This window comes from Cryobacterium sp. HLT2-28, assembly GCF_004402495.1.
In the GTDB taxonomy this organism is placed as follows: Bacteria; Actinomycetota; Actinomycetes; order Actinomycetales; family Microbacteriaceae; genus Cryobacterium; species Cryobacterium mannosilyticum.
On the sequence record NZ_SOFH01000018.1, the window covers coordinates 100593 to 119688 of the forward strand.

The following is a 19096-nucleotide window of genomic DNA, read 5'->3' on the forward strand; positions in this document are numbered from 1 at the left end:
GGATCGTCGGTGACCTCAGTCGTCGGTGAGGTTGAGCCCGCGGGCCGCTTCGATCGTTTCCGACGTGACGGGCTGGATCACCGCGGGGATTCCGAGGAGCAGCGACTTGGCCGGGGCGTCCTTCGTGACGACGGCGTTGGCGCCGATCGTGCTCCAGGCCCCGATCGTGACCGGTCCGAGGATCTTCGCGCCGGCGCCGACGGTCACCCCGTCGCGCAGGGTCGGATGCCGCTTCTCTCCGCGCACGACCCCGTGGCGGGTCTTCCCGCCGAGGGTGACGCCGTGGTAGAGCATGACGTCGTCGCCGATCTCGGCCGTCTCCCCGATCACGACGCCCATGCCGTGGTCGATGAACAGGCGCCGCCCGATCGTGGCACCCGGGTGGATCTCGATCCCCGTCAGGAACCGGGTGAACTGGGACACCAGCCGGGCCGGCAGCCGGAGGCCGGCCGTCCAGAGGCGGTGCGAGAGCCGGTACGACCAGACCGCGTGCAGGCCGCTGTAGGCGAGGAAGACCTCGGTGTTGCTGCGCGCGGCCGGGTCGTGGGCGCGCGCCATCGCGATGTCCTCGCGGATGGTGGAAAAGACGCCCATTGTCGGCTTCGGCCTGCCCTGTTCCCCGGCCTAGTCCAGCAGGTCTTCGTAGAGCACGGTGGAGAGGTAGCGTTCGCCGAAGCTCGGCATGATCGCCACGATAACCTTGCCGGCGTTCTCCGGTCGTTTCGCCTGCTCGATCGCGGCCCAGACCGCCGATCCGCCGGAGATGCCGGAGAGGATGCCCTCGTCGGTGGCGAGGCTGCGCGCGGTGGCGAGGGAATCGGCGAGGGTAACATCCGTCACCTCGTCGTAGACGTGGGTGTCCAGGACCGCCGGCACGAAGTTCGGGCCGATGCCCTGGATCTTGTGCGGGCCCGGCTTGCCGCCGGTGAGGATGGGGGAGTCGATCGGTTCGACGGCGATCACCCGCACCGAGCTCTTGCGCTCCTTGAGCAGCTGGCCGGCGCCCGTGATGGTTCCGCCGGTGCCGATGCCCGCGACGAGGATGTCGACGGCGCCGTCGGTGTCGTCCCAGATCTCCACGCCGGTGGTCGCACGGTGGATGGCAGGGTTGGCGGGGTTGTCGAACTGGCGGGCGAGCACGGCGCCGGGCGTGTTCGCGGCGATCTCCTCCGCCTTGGTGACCGCACCGCGCATGCCCTCGGCGCCCGGGGTCAGCACGATCTCGGCGCCGTAGGCCCGCAGCAGCAGGCGGCGTTCCTTACTCATGGTGTCCGGCATGGCCAGGATGACCTTGTAGCCGCGGGCCGCGCCGACCATGGCGAGGGCGATGCCGGTGTTGCCGCTGGTGCCTTCGACGATGGTCCCGCCGGGGGTGAGCTCTCCCGAGGCTTCGGCGGCGTCGACGATCGCGATGCCGATCCGGTCCTTCACACTGCCGGACGGGTTGTAGAACTCCAGCTTCACCAGCACGGTCGCGTCGAGGCCCGCGGTGAGGCGGTTCAGTTTGACCAGCGGAGTCCCGCCAACAGCAGCGGTGATGTCGGAGTAGATCTGTGCGGGCATCGGGGAGCCTTTCAATCGGGGTCTGGGACCTCGCCTAGCCTACGGCCACGGCATTGGGCGTGCGAGTGCATTACATTCCAAAGAGTGACAACACCGCCGAGCGACCATTCCATTCCATCCACCGTCGACGAAATCCGCGATCGGGCGATCGAAACGCTCGGCCGGGCCGGCATCGGCGACCCGGAGGTCGACGCCGACCTGCTGATCGGGCATGTGCTCGGCCAGAGCCGCGGCCAGGTGCAGGCCGCCGGCATCCTCCGCTCCGGCCTGGCCGAGACGGATGCCGCCGCGATCCTCGAGCTCGTGCGGCGCCGGGCGCTCCGCGAACCGCTCCAGCACATCACCGGCCGGGCGCCGTTCCGCGGGATCGAGCTGCTGGTCGGCCCCGGGGTTTTCGTGCCCCGGCCGGAGACCGAGCAGGTGGCCCAGTTCGCGATCGACGCGCTGCGGGCGATGCCCGACCCGGAGCCGATCGCGGTGGACCTCGGCACCGGCAGCGGCGCCATTGCGCTGGCCATGGCCGTCGAGGTGCCGCACGCGCGGGTCTTCGCGGTGGAGAACTCGCCGGAGGCGTTCCCGTGGACCACCCGCAACTTCGCCCAGGTCGGCGCCGGCAACGCCACCCTCGTCTTCGGTGACCTGGCCGACGCCTTCACCGAGCTCGACGGCACGGTCGCCGTGGTCATCTCCAACCCGCCCTACATCCCCGCCGACGCGATCCCGCGCGACCCGGAGGTGCGGCTCTTCGACCCGGCCCACGCCCTGTTCGGGGGGCCGGACGGCCTCGACGTGGTGCGGCACGTCTCCCGCACGGCGCTGCGGCTGCTCCGCTCCGGCGGGGTGCTCGTGATCGAGCACGGCGAACTGCAGGGGGCGGAGATCCGTGCGCTCCTCAACTCCGACGGCTGGCGTTCCCCGGCCACCCACCGCGATTACACGTCGCGCGACCGCGCGACCACCGCCGTCGCCCCTGCCGGGGCGCAGGACCGCCGGCCGGGAGGGCTCGGGAAGACGTCCCAGCCTCCGGCAAGTCGCCTGCACTAGAATCGGACCCCAATGACACGCATCTACGACTGCTCGGTCGACACTGAATACGCGGCCGGCATGAGACTCGCCCGCTCGGCCATCGGCCGCGGCGCGCTCGTCGTCATCCCCACCGACACGGTCTACGGCGTCGCCGCGGACGCCTTCAACCCCGACGCGGTGCAGCGCCTGCTCGACGCCAAGGGCCGCGACCGCACGTCGCCGCCGCCCGTGCTCATCCCCGGCATCCCGACCCTCGACGCGCTGGCCCAGGACGTGCCCCCGCCGGTGCGCGACCTCGTGGCCGCCTTCTGGCCGGGCGGCCTCACCGTGATACTCAACGCCCAGCCTTCTCTGGTCTGGGACCTCGGCGACACCAGGGGCACCGTGGCACTGCGGATGCCGCGCAACAAGATCGCGCTCGACCTTCTGTCCGAGACCGGCCCGCTGGCCGTTTCCTCCGCCAACTCCAGCGGACTTCCCTCGGCGATCGACGCGGTCGGCGCGGAGGACATGCTCGGTTCCAGCGTTGCCGTCTACCTCGACGGGGGAGTGGCCGGCACCGACTACGAGCCGATCGGCGACCGCCCCGGCGACACCTCGTCGACGATCGTCGACGCCACCCGGTTCGCCACGAACGGCGGCAAGCTCGTCATCGTGCGGGGCGGCGTGATCTCCCGGGATGACATCGCCGGCGTCATCGGCGACGCCCTCGCGCCGGTCGGTTTCGTCTCCGAGGCGCCGGAGCCGGAACCGGAATCAAAACCGGAGCCGGAGCCGGAATCGAAATCGACAGAACCCGAGACGACCGATACCGTGACGGATGCCGGCCGACCATGACCATATTCGTCATCCTCGCGTTCGTCTCCGCCATCGTCACCTTCGGCTGCTCCTTCGTCGTGCTCAGGCTCAGCCACCGCTACCGGCTCTACCCGAAGATCCGGGAACGTGACGTGCACACCCGGCCGACGCCCCGGCTGGGCGGGATCGCGATCTTCTTCGGCGTGGTCGCGGCCTTCGGCGTCTCCTACCTGATAGCCGGGCAGTTCGCACCACTCCGGCTGATCTTCTCCGACCCGGAGCAGATCCTCGCGATCCTCGGCGCGGCCCTCCTGATCGTGCTGCTCGGCGTGGCCGACGACATCTGGGACCTGGACTGGATGACCAAACTGGCCGGGCAGTTCATCGCCGCCGGCCTGGTGGCCTGGCAGGGCGTGCAGGTGCTGTCGCTGCCGATCGGCGGGCTCACGGTCGGGTCGTCTTGGATGTCGATCCTGATCACGGTGATCGCGATCGTGGTCGTGATGAACATGATCAACTTCATCGACGGCCTCGACGGGCTGGTCGCCGGGGTCGCCCTCATCGCCAACGGAGTGTTCTTCCTCTACAGCTACCTGCTCGTGCGCGACACCTCCCCGAGCAACTACTTCAACCTGGCCTCGCTGATCGCGGCCATCCTCGTGGGCGCCTGCGTCGGCTTCCTGCCGCTGAACTGGCGCCCGGCGAAACTGTTCATGGGCGATGCCGGCGCGCTCCTGGTCGGGCTCCTGATGGCGACCTCGGCGATCGCCATCACCGGCCAGGTCGACCCGACCGCCGTGAACCGGTCCCAGCTGTTCCCCGCGTTCATCCCGATCATCCTGCCGGTCGCGATCCTGATCATCCCGCTGCTCGACTTCGGGCTGGCCGTGTTCCGCCGGGTTCGGGCGGGCAAGTCGCCGTTCAGCGCCGACCGCAAGCACCTGCACCACCGCCTGCTGGACATGGGGCACTCGCATCTGCATGCCGTGCTGATCTTCTACGGCTGGACCGCCGCAGCCTCCATCGGCTGCCTGCTCTACTTCGTGCTGCCCGTCTACTTCGGGCTGCCCACCTGGTATGCCACCATCTTCCTGGTGGCCGCGCTGATCGTGTGCGCGCTGGTCACGCTCGCGCCGCTGAGCCGCCGCAAGGCCGTCGAGGCCGCCAGCCAGCTCGCCCGCCCGATCGACCAACCCGACATCGCCCGGCTGGACCCTCTCGACGAGGCGTCGGTCACGGCAGAGGAGAACGCATGAGCAACACGCCGCCCCGATCCACCCAGCCGACCTCGGTCCCCGTCTTCCGGCGGATCCTCGTGCTCGGCGGGTTCCTCGCCGGCGGCATCGGGGTGGTCGGGGCCGTGGTCGGCGGCCTGGTCGCCGGAGGCACGGGTGTCGTGAGCGCGCTGATCGGCACCGCGATGGCCGTGGTCTTCATGGGCATCACGGCAGGGAGCATCCTGCTCGCCAACCGCTTCGCCGGCAGCCAGGGGGCCGTCGGCGCGTTCTTCGCGATCGTCCTCGGCGGCTGGCTGGTGAAGTTCGTCGTCTTCCTCGTGCTCGTCGTGCTGCTCAAGGACCAGCCGTGGATCGCGCCCGTGGTGCTGTTCCTCAGCATCATCGCCGGGGTGATCGGTTCCCTCGCCGTCGACGCGATCGTGGTGCTGAAGAGCCGGATGAGCTATGCCAGCGACGTGACCCTGCCGGCAGCGTCCACCGAGGACTGAAATGTGCCGCCACGATTAGCCCGGCGGGCCCATTCCTTGGTAGGGTAATGACCGGTTCGCCCCGCGTTGCTCGTGCCTTCGTGCCGGGCAGCCCAGCCCACCATTCGTCATCGCGAGAGCAGAGCTCCCCGCCCCGAACCAGGAGAAAGCGCTGCTAGAAACCGCCGTAAGCCTGATGCTCCCGTCTGCCACCGGTGACGGTGAGTTCCACGGTCCGTCGATCAACGAATTCTTCCCTGAAGCTGTTCTGTTCGCGGGTTCCCCCTTCGAAATCAACCGCATCATGCTCATCCGCTTCCTCGCGGTGGCCGTGCTGCTCCTCGTCTTCTGGCTCGGCACCCGCCGCATGAAGGTCATCCCGACCCGATTCCAGAGCATCGTCGAACTGGGCCTCAACTTCGCCCGGGTCAACATCGCCGAAGACATCCTCGGCAAGAAAGACGGCAAGCGTTTCCTGCCGTTGATCACGACGATCTTCTTCATGGTGCTGTTCATGAACATCACCGGCCCGCTGCCGTTCCTCAACATCGCCGGAACCAGTGTGATCGGCGTGCCGCTCGTGCTGGCCGTCATCGCCTACGTCGCGTTCATCTACGCCGGCGTGAAGAAGAACCCGGGTAACTTCTTCCGCAACGCACTGTTCCCCCCAGGCGTGCCCCCGTTCCTGTACATCATCGTGACCCCGATCGAGTTCATCTCGACCTTCCTGGTCCGCCCGGTCACGCTGACGCTGCGACTGCTGATGAACATGATCGTCGGACACCTCCTCCTGGTGCTCTTCTTCAGCGCCACCCAGTTCTTCTTCTTCACCGCAGACGGCGGCTTCAAGCTCTTCGGAGCCGGCACCCTTGTCTTCGGGTTCGCGTTCACGCTCTTCGAAGTGCTGATCGCCCTCCTCCAGGCTTACATTTTCGCCCTGCTCACCGCTGTCTACATCCAGCTCGCGCTGGCTGAGGAACACTAAACCCGAATTCAGCACTCGCTGTTTTTGGCACTACGGAAGGAAACATACGTGGACGCAACATCCGTTCTCGCGGCAATCAACGGAAACATCGCGACCGTCGGTTATGGCCTCGCGGCCATCGGCCCGGCAATCGGCGTCGGCATCGTCGTCGGCAAGACCATCGAGGGCGTTGCTCGTCAGCCCGAACTGGCCGGCCAGCTCCAGGTCCTGATGTACATCGGTATCGCTTTCACCGAGGCGCTCGCCTTCATCGGTATCGCGACCTACTTCATCTTCGTTTAGTCCTCTTTTCTCTCTAGTCAGGAGGCACGATGTTTAACGCAGTGATTGCAGCTGCAGCGGAGACCGAGACGCGCAACCCGCTTCTCCCGGAGCTCTACGACATAATCTGGTCCGGTCTGATCTTCGTCGTGATTCTGTTCTTCTTCTGGAAGCTTGTTCTTCCGAGGATGCAGAAGCTCCTCGACGAGCGCGCCGAGGCCATCGAAGGCAACATCGCCAAGGCCGACGACGCGCAGCGAAAGGCCGAAGCCGCTCTCGAGCAGTACACGGCCCAGCTTGCCGACGCTCGCGCGGAGGCCGGCAAGATTCGTGAGGTCGCCCGTGCGGACGGCCAGAAGATCGTCGCCGAGCACCGCGAACAGGCCGTTGCCGAAGCCGCCCGCGTCACCGCGAGCGCCAAGGTCCAGATCGAAGCAGAACGTCAGGCGGCCGTCGTGTCCCTGCGTTCCGAAGTCGGCACCCTGGCCATCGACCTCGCATCGGGTGTCATCGGCGAGAGCCTGACCGACGACGCGAAGGCCAGCGCCATTGTCGACCGTTTCCTGGCCGACCTTGAGGCCTCGGAGAAAGCAGCTAAGTAATGGGAAGCGCCACCAGAGAAGCTTTGGCCTCGTCGCGAGCGGCACTGGCCGCCCACGGCGGCACGGCCGATCTGGCGACCGGGGAAGGCCTGTTGAACGCGGGTCGCGTCATCGGAGAGTCCTCGCAGCTCCTGTCGGCCCTCGTCGACCCGGCAACGGATGCCGCACCCAAGGCGGCCCTCGTCGCCACGGTGTTCGGCCCCGCCGTCACGCCCGTCGCACTCGACCTGCTGCAGGCCGTGACCGCGGCGCGCTGGTCGAGCCACACCGACCTGCTCGCCGGGATCGAAGACCTGGGCCTGCGCTGCGCCGCATCCTCGGCCTCCGTTGCCGGAGTGGTCGAGGCCGAGCTCTTCTCGTTCGGTGCGACGGTCGCCGGGAACGCGGAACTCGAGCTGGCTCTCGCGAGCAAGCTCGGCGCGGCGCGTGCCAAGGTCGGACTCGTCGACGCCATCCTCACCGGCAAGGTCACCGACCAGACCCTCGTGATCGTGCGGCACCTCGTGCAGCAGCCGCGCGGTCGCCGGATCGGGGAATTGCTGCGGTACGCGGCATCCGTGGTGGCCGACCAGTCGGGCACCAGGGTCGCGACCGTCACGTCGGCGTCTCCGCTGGCGCCGGCCCAGCTCGACCGGCTGCGCACCCACCTGTCCGCGCGCTACGGGCGCAAGCTCACGATCAACCTGGTCGTGGACCCGTCGCTCGTCGGCGGAGTGCGCGTTCAGATCGGCGACGATGTCATCGACGGCAGCATCGCCACCCGCCTCAAGGATTTGAGACTCCAGCTTGCCGGCTGACCTACGGTCAACCGGAACGAAAACCTCGAAGCGGCAACGTTTCGTTTCAGACAGAACCTGTACACCCCGTACGGGAAAGGGAAGATGATGGCAGAACTAACGATCAGCCCCGATGAGATCCGCGACGCTCTCCAGGACTTCGTCAAGTCCTACGAGCCGAGCAAGACCGCAACCACCGAGGTCGGCTACGTCACCACGGCGGGCGACGGCATCGCCCACGTCGAGGGTCTTCCCAGCGTGATGGCGAACGAGCTCATCAAGTTCGCCGACGGCACCCTGGGCCTGGCCCAGAACCTCGACGAAGACGAGATCGGCGTCGTCGTGCTCGGCGAGTTCGCCGGCATCGTGGAGGGCATGGAGGTGCACCGCACCGGCGAGGTGCTGTCCGTGCCCGTCGGCGACGGCTACCTCGGCCGTGTCGTGGACCCGCTCGGCGCTCCGATCGACGGCCTCGGCCCGATCGAGACCGAAGGCCGCCGCGCCCTCGAGCTGCAGGCCCCCGGCGTCATGCACCGCAAGAGCGTGCACGAGCCGATGCAGACCGGCATCAAGGCGATCGACGCGATGATCCCGATCGGCCGCGGCCAGCGCCAGCTGATCATCGGTGACCGCCAGACGGGCAAGACCGCCATCGCGATCGACACCATCATCAACCAGAAGGCCAACTGGGCCTCCGGCGACGTGAACAAGCAGGTTCGCTGCATCTACGTCGCCATCGGCCAGAAGGGCTCCACCATCGCCGCCGTCAAGGGCGCGCTCGAGGATGCCGGAGTCATGGAGTACACGACCATCGTCGCGTCCCCGGCCTCCGACCCGGCCGGCTTCAAGTACCTCGCCCCGTACACCGGCTCGGCCATCGGCCAGCACTGGATGTACGCCGGCAAGCACGTCCTCATCATCTTCGACGACCTGTCCAAGCAGGCCGAGGCCTACCGTGCCGTGTCGCTGCTGCTGCGCCGCCCGCCGGGACGCGAGGCCTACCCCGGTGACGTGTTCTACCTGCACTCCCGCCTGCTCGAGCGTTGTGCCAAGCTCTCCGATGAGCTCGGCGCCGGATCGATGACCGGCCTGCCGATCATCGAGACCAAGGCCAACGACGTCTCCGCGTACATCCCGACCAACGTGATCTCGATCACCGACGGCCAGATCTTCCTGCAGTCCGACCTCTTCAACTCCAACCAGCGGCCCGCGGTCGACGTGGGCATCTCGGTGTCGCGAGTCGGCGGCGACGCCCAGGTGAAGTCGATCAAGAAGGTCTCCGGAACCCTGAAGCTCGAACTGGCGCAGTACCGGTCGCTCGAGGCCTTCGCGATGTTCGCCTCCGACCTCGACGCGACCAGCCGCCGCCAGCTTGCCCGTGGCGCCCGGCTGACCGAGCTGCTCAAGCAGCCGCAGTACTCGCCGTACCCGGTCGAGGACCAGGTCGTCTCGATCTGGGCCGGCACCAACGGCAAGTTCGACGAGGTCCCGGTCGAGGACGTGCTCCGGTTCGAGCGCGGTCTGCTCGACCACCTCGGCCGCAGCACCGACGTCCTCAAGACGTTGCGCGAGACGAACGTGCTCGACGACGCCACCGTCGCGACCCTCGAGCTCGAGGTCGACAAGTTCAAGCGCGAGTTCCAGACCGGTGAAGGCAAGCCGCTCGCCTCGGTCGGCAAGGAAGAGTTCGAGGCGATCGCCGCCGAAGACGTCAACCAGGAAAAGATCGTGAAGCACCGGCGCTAAGCCACCTGGGGCCCTTTCGAGGGCCCCATGCACGGCCGCACCGGCACATTCACCCACAGACAAGGAAGCACAGGAGACACATGGGAGCGCAACTTCGGGTCTACCGGCAGAAGATCAAGGCTGCCCAGACGACCAAGAAGATCACTCGGGCCATGGAGTTGATCTCCGCCTCGCGCATCCAGAAGGCCAAGGCGCGCGTCGCGGCGTCGACCCCGTTCGCCCGCTCGATCACCCAGGCGGTGTCGGCCGTCGCGACGTATTCGAACGTCGCGCACGTGCTCACCACTGAGCCTGAGAAGATCGAACGGGCCGCGGTCGTCATCTTCGCGTCCGACCGTGGCCTCGCGGGTGCGTTCAGCTCGCAGGCCCTGCGCGAAGCCGAGTCCCTGACCCAGCTTCTGCGGGCCCAGGGCAAGGATGTCGTCTACTTCCTGGTCGGACGCAAGGCCGCGGCGTACTTCAACTTCCGTCGGCGCCCGTCCGAGCGGGTCTGGACCGGTTCCACCGACCAGCCCCAGTTCGAGACGGCACGCGAGATCAGCGACGCTCTGCTCGAAGCGTTCCTCCGGGACGCTGACGACGGCGGAGTCGATGAGATCCACGTGGTCTTCAACCGCTTCGTCAGCATGGTCACGCAGACCCCCCAGGTCGTGCGCCTGCTGCCGCTCGAGGTCGTCGAAGGCGTCGAAGAACCCGGTGAAAGCCAGATTCTGCCGCTGTACGAGTTCGAACCCGACGTGGAAACGGTGCTCGACGCGCTGCTGCCCGTCTACATCGAAAGCCGAATCTTCAACTCCATGCTGCAGTCGGCCGCCGCAGAGCACGCCGCACGTCAGAAGGCCATGCAGTCGGCCTCCGACAACGCGGACAAGCTCATCAAGGACTTCACCCGGTTGTCGAACAACGCCAGGCAGGCCGAGATCACCTCGCAGATTTCCGAGATCGTGGGTGGAGCCGACGCGCTCTCATCCGCCAAGAACTAAACCAGAGAAGAGAGAGCAATGACTGACACCGCAACCGCGCCAGTCCACGCACCGGTTGAAACCGTCGCCGTCGGCCGGATCGCCCGCGTCACGGGCCCGGTCGTCGACATCGAGTTCCCCCACGACTCGATCCCGGGCATGTACAACGCGCTGAAGACCACGATCGTCATCGGGGATGTGTCGACCGTGATCACCCTCGAGGTCGCCCAGCACCTCGGCGACGACCTGATCCGCGCCATCGCGCTGAACCCCACCGACGGTCTCGTCCGCGGCCAGGAGGTCCGGGACACCGGATCTCCCATCACGGTCCCGGTCGGCGACGTCACCAAGGGTCGCGTCTTCAACGCCATCGGTGAAGTGCTCAACGCTGAGCCCGGCGAGAAGATCGAGATCACGGAGCGCTGGCCCATCCACCGCAAGCCGCCGCCCTTCGACCAGCTCGAGTCGAAGACTCAGCTGTTCGAGACCGGTATCAAGGTCATCGACCTGCTCACCCCGTACGTCCTCGGCGGAAAGATCGGACTCTTCGGGGGAGCCGGCGTCGGCAAGACCGTGCTGATCCAGGAGATGATCCAGCGCGTCGCGCAGGACCACGGTGGAGTATCGGTGTTCGCCGGTGTCGGCGAGCGCACCCGTGAGGGCAACGACCTCATCCACGAGATGGAAGAGGCAGGCGTCTTCGACAAGACCGCCCTTGTCTTCGGCCAGATGGACGAGCCGCCGGGAACGCGTCTTCGCGTCGCGCTCTCCGCGCTGACGATGGCGGAGTACTTCCGCGACGTCGCCAAGCAGGACGTGTTGCTCTTCATCGACAACATCTTCCGCTTCACCCAGGCCGGCTCCGAGGTTTCGACGCTTCTCGGTCGCATGCCGAGCGCCGTCGGCTACCAGCCGACCCTGGCCGACGAGATGGGCATCCTCCAGGAGCGCATCACGTCCACCCGTGGCCACTCGATCACGTCGCTTCAGGCCATCTACGTGCCTGCCGACGACTATACCGACCCGGCCCCGGCGACCACCTTCGCCCACCTCGACGCGACGACCGAACTGTCCCGCGAGATCGCGTCGAAGGGCCTCTACCCGGCCGTCGACCCGCTCACCTCGACCAGTCGTATCCTCGACCCCCGCTACCTGGGTGCCGACCACTACACCACGGCCGTGCGCGTCAAGGCGATCCTGCAGAAGAACAAGGAACTCCAGGAGATCATCGCGATCCTCGGTGTTGACGAGCTCTCCGAGGAGGACAAGGTCACGGTTTCCCGTGCCCGCCGGATCCAGCAGTTCCTCTCCCAGAACACCTACATGGCGAAGAAGTTCACCGGCGTCGAGGGTTCGACCGTTCCGCTCAAGGACACCATCGAGTCCTTCACCGCCATCGCCAACGGTGACTTCGACCACGTGGCCGAGCAGGCCTTCTTCAACGTCGGCGGCATCGCCGACGTCGAAGAGAAGTGGGCGAAGATCCAGAAGGAGAACGACTAACCATGGCTGCGGCCCTCAACGTCAGCGTCGTCTCGGCGGACCAGGAAGTCTGGTCCGGCGAGGCAACCATGGTCGTTGCCCGCACCGTGGAGGGCGAGATCGGCATCCTCGCCGGCCACGAGCCGATGCTGGCCATCCTGGCCAGCGGCGAGGTTCGCCTCACCCTGCCCGATGGGAAGAAGATCGTCGCCGAGGCGGCGGACGGCTTCCTCTCGGTGGCCAACAACCTGGTCACCATCGTCGCCCGCAAGGCGGGGCTCGTCTAACCGATTGCTAGTCCTGCTGCCGCCGTCCGAGACCAAGCGTCTCGGCGGCACCGGCGCACCGCTTGACCTGCGCACCCTCACGTACCCGTCGCTGCACTCCAGCCGGCGGGTACTTGTGCGTGCGCTGGTGGGTCTGGCGAAGCATCCGGATGCCATGATGGCCGCCCTCAAGCTCGGCCGCACCCAGGCGGCGGAGGTCGGTCGCAACCGCACCCTCGCGACGTCGGCGACGATGCCGGTACTTGACCGTTACACCGGCGTGCTCTACGACGCCCTGGACGCGGCGACCCTGACCCCGTCCGCGCGGGCCTGGGCCGGGGAGCATGTGCGGGTGCACTCGGCACTGTTCGGCCCGGTCGGCGCCCTCGACCTGATCCCCGGCTACCGGTTGTCGCACGATTCCCGGCTGCCGGAGCTCGCCCTGAAGAAGCACTGGAGCGGCCCCGTCGAGAAGGCGCTGCGCGGTGACGGGCTCCTGCTCGACCTCCGCTCGGCCGGCTACGCGGCCCTCGGGCCGGCGCCGGTGCGGCCGGACTCGCTCTACCTGCGGGTCGTCACCCAGGCGTCCGACGGCCGCACCCGGGCGCTCAACCACTTCAACAAGACCGCGAAGGGCGCCTTCAGCCGCGCCCTGATCGAGCACGCGGAGGCGTTCGACAGCGTGACCGCGCTGCTCGACTGGGCCGAGTCGGCGGGCTTCACCCTGCGCCGCGGGGTCACCGGAGAACTCGACCTGGTCGTCGACCAGCTGATCGGCGCATCCCGGGGCTGACGGAGGCGGCATCCGGCCATAGGCTGGCATCGTGCCCACACCAGCGATGAACGTCACCGTCACCGGCGCAGCCGGCCAGATCGGCTATGCCCTGCTCTTCCGCATCGCGTCCGGGCAGTTGCTCGGGCCGACGACGCCGGTCAACCTGACCATGCTGGAGATCACCGAGGGGCTCGCCGCAGCAGAGGGCACCGCCCTCGAGCTGCAGGACTGCGCGTTCCCACTGCTGCGCGCCGTCAGAGTCACCGCAGACCCCGTGCGGGCATTCGACGGGGTCAACATCGCCCTGCTGGTCGGCTCCCGGCCGCGAGCCGTCGGGATGGAACGGGTCGGGCTGCTCGAGAGCAACGGGCGCATCTTCGGCCCGCAAGGGGCCGCCCTGAACGCGGGCGCGGCCGCCGACGTGCGGGTGCTCGTCGTCGGCAACCCCGCCAACACGAACACGCTCGTCGCGAGCGCGTTCGCCCCCGACATCCCGGCCGAGCGGTTCACCGCGATGACCCGGCTCGATCACAACCGCGGGGTCGCGCAACTCGCCGTGAAACTGGCCGTGCACGTCGATCAGATCCGCGGGCTGAGCGTCTGGGGCAACCACTCCGCCTTGCAGTACCCGGACGTCAACCACGCGACCGTCGGCGGCACGCCGGTCAGGGACCTCGTCGACGAGGCCTGGCTGGTGGACGAGTTCATCCCGCGGGTCGCGGGGCGCGGCTACGAGATCATCAGGGCCCGCGGGGCATCGTCGGCGGCCAGCGCGGCCAGTGCCGCGATCGACCACGTCTACGACTGGGTGAACGGCACCGGCGAGCAGTGGACCTCGGCCGCTGTCGTCTCCGACGGTTCCTACGGCGTTCCCGCGGGGTTGTTCTCCTCGTTCCCCGTGCGCGCCGTCGACGGCCGCTGGGAGATCGTCCAGAGCCTGTCGATCAACGCCTTCGCCCGGGCCCGGATCGACGCGTCCGTCGCCGAACTGATCCAGGAGCGCGAACACGTGGCGTCGCTCGGCCTGCTGCCCTGACCGGCCGCGGCCCGGTGCGTGAGCGCCGGTGGTTGAGCCTGTCACGCTGACCGGGTCGCCCAAGGCTCGACCACCGTCTCGCCCATTGACTTGGCAGGTGCGATACGTAGTCAGTGCTGCGTGCCGCCGACCGCGCCGACCGCGCCAATTGCGCCGCTGCGCGACACGTGCGCCTGGTGCGTAGGGGCGGAAGTGGCGCGCTCGCGGTTGGGCGGATGCCGCCTGCCAGTCCCCGCCGATTGGCTGCCGCTGACGCGTGCCGCCGACCGCGCCAATTGCGCCGCTGCGCGACACGTGCGCCTGGTGCGTAGCGGCGGAAGTGGCGCGCTCGCGGAGGACTGCGCCCGCCGAGCTCGTGCCGCCGACTGCGCGCCGACCGAGCACGCGCCGCCCATTTGGATGCCGCGGCCGCGACGACGCAGCGGCGCAGCCGAGGCCGGCCGCTCAGCGCTCTGGGAGGACGATCCGAAGTTCAGCCGGCGGCGCGGTGGCAGCCGATGACATGGTCGTCGACCAGCCCGGCGGACTGCATCAGGGCGTAGACGGTGGTCGGCCCGACGAAGCGGTAGCCGCGGGCGCGCAGTTCCCGGCTGAGCGCCGTGGACTCCGGCGTGACCGCGGGGATGTCGCCCAGCCCGGACAGCCTCTCGGTGCGGGGCTCTGGCGCGAAACTCCAGATCAGCGCCGCAAGGCTCTCGCCGAGATCACGGGTGACCCTGGCGTTGCCGATGGTCGCCTCGATCTTCCCCCGGTGGCGGATGATGCTCGCGTCGGTGACGAGCCTGGCGACATCCGTCTCGTCCATCGCCGCGACCCGGTCGACGTCGAAGTCGAAGAAGGCGGTGCGGAAGGCCGGGCGTCGCCGCAGGATGGTGAGCCAGGACAGGCCGGCCTGGAAGCCCTCCAGGGACAGCTTTTCGAACAGGAGCCGGTCGTCCCGCAGCGGGCGGCCCCATTCCTCGTCGTGGTACCGGCGGTACTCCGGGTCGGAGCCGGCCCAGCCGCACCGGGGGACCCCGTCGTCGGCCACGGCCGGAGTGGAGGTGGTCACTCGTCGGTCACCGAGGACCTGGTCCCCACGTGCTGGATGCCCTCGTGGTCGAGCAGCCAGGCCTTGGTCCGGATGCCGTTGCCGCCGCTGTAGCCGGTGATCCGCCCGTTGGCGGCGAGCACTCGGTGGCAGCCGATCAGGATCGGCACCGGATTGGCGCCGACGGCGCCGCCGATGGCCCGGCCGGAGCCCGGCCGCCCGATGGACGCGCCCAGCTCGCCGTAGGAGATGACCTCGCCGAATCCGAGTCCGGCCAGTCCCTGCCACACGCTCCGCTGGAAGGCGGTGCCGCCGGTGAGGCGAATCGGAAGGTCGAAGCCGGTGCGGGTGCCGGCGAAATACTCCGCGAGCTCGGTCGCCGCGCGCTCGAGCAGCGGGGACGGCGACTCCGGCGACTGCTCGAGCGGAAGGTGGCCGGCGCGCTCGATCGAGAGCGAGAGGATGCTCTCGGAATCGGCGGTGAGTTCGAGCCGGCCGATCGGGCTGGGGAGGCGAATCAACGAGGGTGCGATGCTGTCCATGTCTCGACTGTAGTCGGCGCCGCCGGCGCGTTCTGGCGGGTTTCGGACACGGCGGGAACGCGCCCGCGCCGGGCCTGGGGAGGGAAGGCCGCCGCCGGTAGTCAGGCCAGCCGCGGATGCGGGTAGTCCCCGGAACGCCCCTGGAAGGCCAGGATGGCGGGGTTCTGGATGACACCCTCGCGGATCTCGATCGCCCGCCGGAGCGTCTCGTTCGCGTCCCAGGCCACGGCCCCGCCGAGGAGCTCCGGCAGGTAGGGGAGCAGGGCCTCGCTGATCTCCCAGGTGGCGGAGTTCCACAGGTAGGAGGGACTGTGGTCGACGGCGTAGTAGGTCACGTTGTCACCGACCGGGAAGGTCGGGTGGTCGAACGACGTGGGCTTCGCCCAGGAGAAGCCCATGCCGGAGTCGCAGGAGACGTCGATGATCAGGGAGCCGGGCATGATCAGCGGCAGGTCGTCTTCGGTCAGGAAGACGAGCGGGACGTTCGGGTCCTGGAGCACGCAGTTGACCAAGATGTCGTAGCCGGCGAGGTACTGCGGGAGGGGCGCCCGGGTGCCGTCGGGGAGGGCGAAGTTCTCGTGCGGGCCCGACCCGTGTTCGAGCTGCACGATCTGGGCGGAGTGGATCGGGGAACTGACCGCCGTGACGTCGCGACTGGTCAGCACGGTCACGTCGTAGACGCCGAGGGCGTTCAACGCCGTCACCGCGCCCCTGGCTGTTGCGCCGAAGCCGATCACCGCGGCCCGGAGCCGGCGGCCGTAGTCGCCGGTCGACCCGGTCAGCGCCAGGGCGTGCAGCACGGAGGAGTAGCCGGCCAGCTCGTTGTTCTTGTGCAGCACGTGCAGGTGGAAGTCGCCGCCGCCGGTCCAGTGGTTCATCGCCTCGAATGCGATCAGGGTCAGCCGCTTGTCGATGGCCAACTGGGTGAGCGCGGCATCCTGCACGCAGTGCGGCCAGCCCCAGAGCACCTGCCCGTCGCGCAGCTCGGCGACATCGCGCAGCAGCGGCTTGGCCAGGAGGATGACATCGCAGTCCCGGATGAGCTCGTCCCTGGTGCCCAGCCCGCCCACCAGCGGCGCGAGGTGGGCATCGGACACGCCGAACTGCTCGCCGTAGCCGGCCTCGAGGAAGATCTGCCGGCGCAGGGCAGGGTCGATCCGCTCCAGGTGCTGCGGATGAAGGGGCAGCCGGCGTTCGTTCGGCTTGCCCGAACGAGACATTACTCCGAGCGTGAGTGGACTCACTGGCACCCCTTTGATTGTTTCCTGTCTAGCACAGGCCTGCGGCCCTAGTCTGGGGTGATGGCAGAGATCGAGTACCGCTCCCTCGGGAAGTCCGGACTCATGGTGTCCACGATCGGCCTCGGCTGCAACAACTTCGGCCGGGCCGGGACCGCAACGGCCGGGCAGGCGGGCACCACCGCGGTGATCGACGCCGCCATCGCGGCGGGCGTCACCCTGTTCGACACGGCCGACATCTACGGCGCCGAGCGGGGCCTCAGCGAGACACTGATGGGCCACGCCCTGCGCGGCAACCGGGACAAGATCGTGCTCGCCAGCAAGTTCGGGATGGACATGAACGGCCTGAACGGGCCGGACTGGAACGCCAGGGGCTCCCGTCGCTACATCCGCCGCGCCGTGGAGGGCTCGCTCCGGCGCCTGCAGACGGACTGGATCGACCTGTACCAGCTGCACCAGCCTGACCCGAACACGCCGATCGAGGAGACGCTCGACACCCTCGATGACCTGATCGGCGAGGGCAAGGTCCGCTACATCGGCCACTCCAACCTGGCCGGCTGGCAGATCGCCGAGGCCGAATTCACGGCCAGGCTCGCGCAGCATCCGCGGTTCATCTCCGCCCAGAACGAGTACAGCCTCCTGGTGCGCGACGCGGAGGACGAGGTGCTGCCGGCCGTCAATGCGTACGGCGTCGGTTTCCTGCCGTTCTTCCCGCTCTGCAACGGGCTCTTCACCGGCAAGTTCACCCGCGAGGGAGGACCGGCCGACAGCCGGATCATGATGATCCGGCGCCACCTGGTCGACGACGCCCCGTGGGACCTGATCGAGGCTTACCAGGTCTGGTGCGACGAGCGCGGGGTGACGATGCTCGTTGCGACCTTCGCCTGGCTGCTCGCCCAACCCGGGCTCACCAGCGTCATCGCCGGGGCAACCAGGCCGGAACAGATCATCCAGAACGCGGATGCCGCGACCGCCTGGCAGCCCAGCGCGGCCGAGGTGGCCTGGATCTCGAGCCTCTTCGCCGTGCCGGCCGCCTGAGCCGCGTGCACCCGGAGATCCTGATCGAGCAGCATCTTCCACGGGCCGGAGCCGAGCGTCGTCCACCGGCTCCCTCTCCGGACGGACGCGGTGGCCCGGTCCTCCCAAGAGAGGACTTCCGAGTCGAGGGCGTCACGGCGAGACTTGAAGAGGACGTTGAGGCACGGAAGGTCGGCCTCCCCGCGGGCGGCCTGTCGGGCTGCCGGACGTCCTGAGAATCGAGGCGAACGTGATGTCGCAATCTTCGGTCAGGTCCGGGTCGATCCACGCCGTGTCCACGGTCCCTTCGCGCTCCGCGGATACCGTGTCGGTGCGTGTGCCGTGCTGGGACGACGTGACCAGGACGCTCCGCCTCGACGTCGTCGACCTCGACGCGAGCACCGACGAGATCCGGTTCCACGGCCACGTGATCGGGTTCATCAGCAGGGACGGCCGGCTCTTCCGGGCCAACGCCGGCACCCGCTTCGAGTCGTCGACGGAGTGTGGACACTACTTCCTCTGGGACGAGGCCGCCGCGATGCTGATCAACGCGTTCGGCATCCCGCTCGACGCCTGACTGTCCTCGTTGCCGGTCCTCCCGACCATTTCGCCTGATCCGATCTTGTGAGTGAGCGCTCACTCATCTAGGATCGAGGGCATGGCCGTCAAACCCGCACGAGCGAAAGCACTGTCCGTCGAGGACCGCCAGGCCATGCTGATCGACGCTGTCACGCCGCTCCTGCTCGAACACGGGCAGGCCGTCACCACCCGGCAGATCGCCGACTGCGCCGGGATCGCCGAGGGCACCATTTTCCGCGCCTTCGGGAGCAAGGACGAGCTGATCCAGGCCGCCGTGGCCCGCCACCTCGACCCCGAGCCGTTCCGTCGGCAGTTGCGGGCGATCGACCCGCTCCTGCCGCTCGAGGACCGGATCCGCGCGATCGTCGCCGTGATGCGCGCCCGGTTCACGACGCTGTTCACCCTGATGAGCGCGCTCGGCCGGCACGGCCCCCCTCCCGGGCACGAGAAGGGGCACCACGTTGCCGGCGAATTCGCCGGGATCCTGGCCGGCATCCTCGCCGACGACCTCGAGCGGTTCCGTGTTCCGGCCGAACGGGTCGGCCAGATCGTGCGGATGGTGACGCTCGCGGCATCCGTGCCCCAGATCCGCGACGGCCCCGACTTCGACGACGCGGAGATCACCGCCCTGATCCTGCACGGCATCATGGGCGCGCCCGTCCAGCACCACTCCGCCGCTACCCCGCACCACGCCCCCTAGGAGAGCC

22 protein-coding genes are annotated in these 19096 nt (G+C 68.4%); 17 read left to right on the forward strand and 5 right to left on the reverse strand.

The window, feature by feature from the left end:
* Positions 1-15 precede the first annotated feature (15 nt).
* Positions 16-594, reverse strand: coding sequence for a serine O-acetyltransferase EpsC (gene epsC, locus E3O48_RS08105; protein ID WP_134538031.1), 579 nt, complete (start codon positions 592-594; stop codon positions 16-18).
* Positions 595-624: 30 nt separating this feature from the next.
* Complete coding sequence (gene cysK / locus E3O48_RS08110; RefSeq protein ID WP_134510793.1) at positions 625-1563, reverse strand: cysteine synthase A; 939 nt, start codon at positions 1561-1563, stop codon at positions 625-627.
* Between the two features lie 84 nt (positions 1564-1647).
* On the opposite strand from cysK, the gene prmC reads away from it, so the two are divergent.
* The 14 genes from prmC (at position 1648) to E3O48_RS08180 (ending at position 13983) form a co-directional block, all read left to right on the forward strand.
* The gene (gene prmC / locus E3O48_RS08115; protein ID WP_134538032.1) at positions 1648-2607 is read left to right on the forward strand and encodes a peptide chain release factor N(5)-glutamine methyltransferase; all 960 of its coding nucleotides are present in this window, start codon (positions 1648-1650) and stop codon (positions 2605-2607) included.
* Positions 2608-2619: 12 nt separating this feature from the next.
* Entirely contained in the window at positions 2620-3426 is an 807-nt protein-coding gene (locus tag E3O48_RS08120; protein ID WP_134538033.1) for an L-threonylcarbamoyladenylate synthase, read from the forward strand.
* Positions 3423-4643: an MraY family glycosyltransferase gene (locus E3O48_RS08125; RefSeq protein WP_134510796.1), complete on the forward strand. Its 1221-nt coding sequence runs from the start codon at positions 3423-3425 to the stop codon at positions 4641-4643. The genes E3O48_RS08120 and E3O48_RS08125 overlap by 4 nt, the downstream gene beginning before the upstream one ends.
* Positions 4640-5113 carry a hypothetical protein gene (locus E3O48_RS08130; protein ID WP_134538034.1) on the forward strand — a complete coding sequence of 158 codons (474 nt, stop codon included), beginning with the start codon at positions 4640-4642 and terminating at the stop codon, positions 5111-5113. The genes E3O48_RS08125 and E3O48_RS08130 overlap by 4 nt, the downstream gene beginning before the upstream one ends.
* A 175-nt stretch (positions 5114-5288) precedes the next feature.
* The gene (atpB, locus tag E3O48_RS08135) at positions 5289-6077 is read left to right on the forward strand and encodes a F0F1 ATP synthase subunit A (RefSeq protein WP_134510798.1); all 789 of its coding nucleotides are present in this window, start codon (positions 5289-5291) and stop codon (positions 6075-6077) included.
* A 48-nt stretch (positions 6078-6125) separates the two neighbouring features.
* Entirely contained in the window at positions 6126-6359 is a 234-nt protein-coding gene (atpE, locus tag E3O48_RS08140) for an ATP synthase F0 subunit C (RefSeq protein WP_134510799.1), read from the forward strand.
* Positions 6360-6388: 29 nt separating this feature from the next.
* On the forward strand, positions 6389-6940 hold the full coding sequence (locus tag E3O48_RS08145; protein WP_134538035.1) for a F0F1 ATP synthase subunit B: 552 nt from the start codon (positions 6389-6391) through the stop codon (positions 6938-6940).
* The gene (locus E3O48_RS08150) at positions 6940-7737 is read left to right on the forward strand and encodes a F0F1 ATP synthase subunit delta (RefSeq protein WP_134538036.1); all 798 of its coding nucleotides are present in this window, start codon (positions 6940-6942) and stop codon (positions 7735-7737) included. Before E3O48_RS08145 ends, E3O48_RS08150 begins: the two co-directional genes overlap by 1 nt.
* A gap of 87 nt (positions 7738-7824) precedes the next feature.
* Positions 7825-9462 carry a F0F1 ATP synthase subunit alpha gene (gene atpA, locus E3O48_RS08155; RefSeq protein ID WP_134510802.1) on the forward strand — a complete coding sequence of 546 codons (1638 nt, stop codon included), beginning with the start codon at positions 7825-7827 and terminating at the stop codon, positions 9460-9462.
* Between the two features lie 80 nt (positions 9463-9542).
* Complete coding sequence (locus E3O48_RS08160) at positions 9543-10445, forward strand: F0F1 ATP synthase subunit gamma (protein ID WP_134510803.1); 903 nt, start codon at positions 9543-9545, stop codon at positions 10443-10445.
* 18 nt (positions 10446-10463) lie between these two features.
* Positions 10464-11927 (forward strand): F0F1 ATP synthase subunit beta, encoded by a 1464-nt coding sequence (gene atpD, locus E3O48_RS08165; protein WP_134510804.1) that lies wholly within the window; start codon positions 10464-10466, stop codon positions 11925-11927.
* A 2-nt stretch (positions 11928-11929) separates the two neighbouring features.
* Positions 11930-12193 carry a F0F1 ATP synthase subunit epsilon gene (locus E3O48_RS08170; protein WP_134522521.1) on the forward strand — a complete coding sequence of 88 codons (264 nt, stop codon included), beginning with the start codon at positions 11930-11932 and terminating at the stop codon, positions 12191-12193.
* A gap of 4 nt (positions 12194-12197) precedes the next feature.
* Entirely contained in the window at positions 12198-12965 is a 768-nt protein-coding gene (locus tag E3O48_RS08175) for a YaaA family protein (protein WP_134538037.1), read from the forward strand.
* Between the two features lie 46 nt (positions 12966-13011).
* The gene (locus E3O48_RS08180; RefSeq protein ID WP_134538199.1) at positions 13012-13983 is read left to right on the forward strand and encodes a malate dehydrogenase; all 972 of its coding nucleotides are present in this window, start codon (positions 13012-13014) and stop codon (positions 13981-13983) included.
* A 472-nt stretch (positions 13984-14455) separates the two neighbouring features.
* Here E3O48_RS08180 and E3O48_RS08185 read toward each other — a convergent pair whose 3' ends face one another.
* The 3 genes from E3O48_RS08185 to E3O48_RS08195 all read right to left on the reverse strand — a co-directional run bounded on the left by E3O48_RS08185 (position 14456) and on the right by E3O48_RS08195 (position 16775).
* A complete protein-coding gene (locus E3O48_RS08185; RefSeq protein WP_134510807.1) occupies positions 14456-15034 on the reverse strand; it encodes a DNA-3-methyladenine glycosylase I in 579 nt (192 codons plus the stop codon).
* The gene (locus E3O48_RS08190; RefSeq protein WP_134538038.1) at positions 15031-15555 is read right to left on the reverse strand and encodes a methylated-DNA--[protein]-cysteine S-methyltransferase; all 525 of its coding nucleotides are present in this window, start codon (positions 15553-15555) and stop codon (positions 15031-15033) included. Before E3O48_RS08190 ends, E3O48_RS08185 begins: the two co-directional genes overlap by 4 nt.
* 101 nt (positions 15556-15656) lie before the next feature.
* Positions 15657-16775, reverse strand: a complete 1119-nt coding sequence (locus E3O48_RS08195; RefSeq protein WP_134538039.1) for a N(5)-(carboxyethyl)ornithine synthase — start codon at positions 16773-16775, stop codon at positions 15657-15659.
* An 81-nt stretch (positions 16776-16856) separates the two neighbouring features.
* Here E3O48_RS08195 and E3O48_RS08200 point away from each other — a divergent pair, with 81 nt between their 5' ends.
* From E3O48_RS08200 to E3O48_RS08210, 3 genes are all read left to right on the forward strand, one after another.
* Complete coding sequence (locus E3O48_RS08200) at positions 16857-17831, forward strand: aldo/keto reductase (RefSeq protein ID WP_134538040.1); 975 nt, start codon at positions 16857-16859, stop codon at positions 17829-17831.
* Between the two features lie 232 nt (positions 17832-18063).
* The gene (locus tag E3O48_RS08205; protein WP_134510811.1) at positions 18064-18387 is read left to right on the forward strand and encodes a hypothetical protein; all 324 of its coding nucleotides are present in this window, start codon (positions 18064-18066) and stop codon (positions 18385-18387) included.
* Positions 18388-18468: 81 nt separating this feature from the next.
* Positions 18469-19089 (forward strand): TetR/AcrR family transcriptional regulator, encoded by a 621-nt coding sequence (locus tag E3O48_RS08210; protein ID WP_134538041.1) that lies wholly within the window; start codon positions 18469-18471, stop codon positions 19087-19089.
* Positions 19090-19096 lie beyond the last annotated feature (7 nt).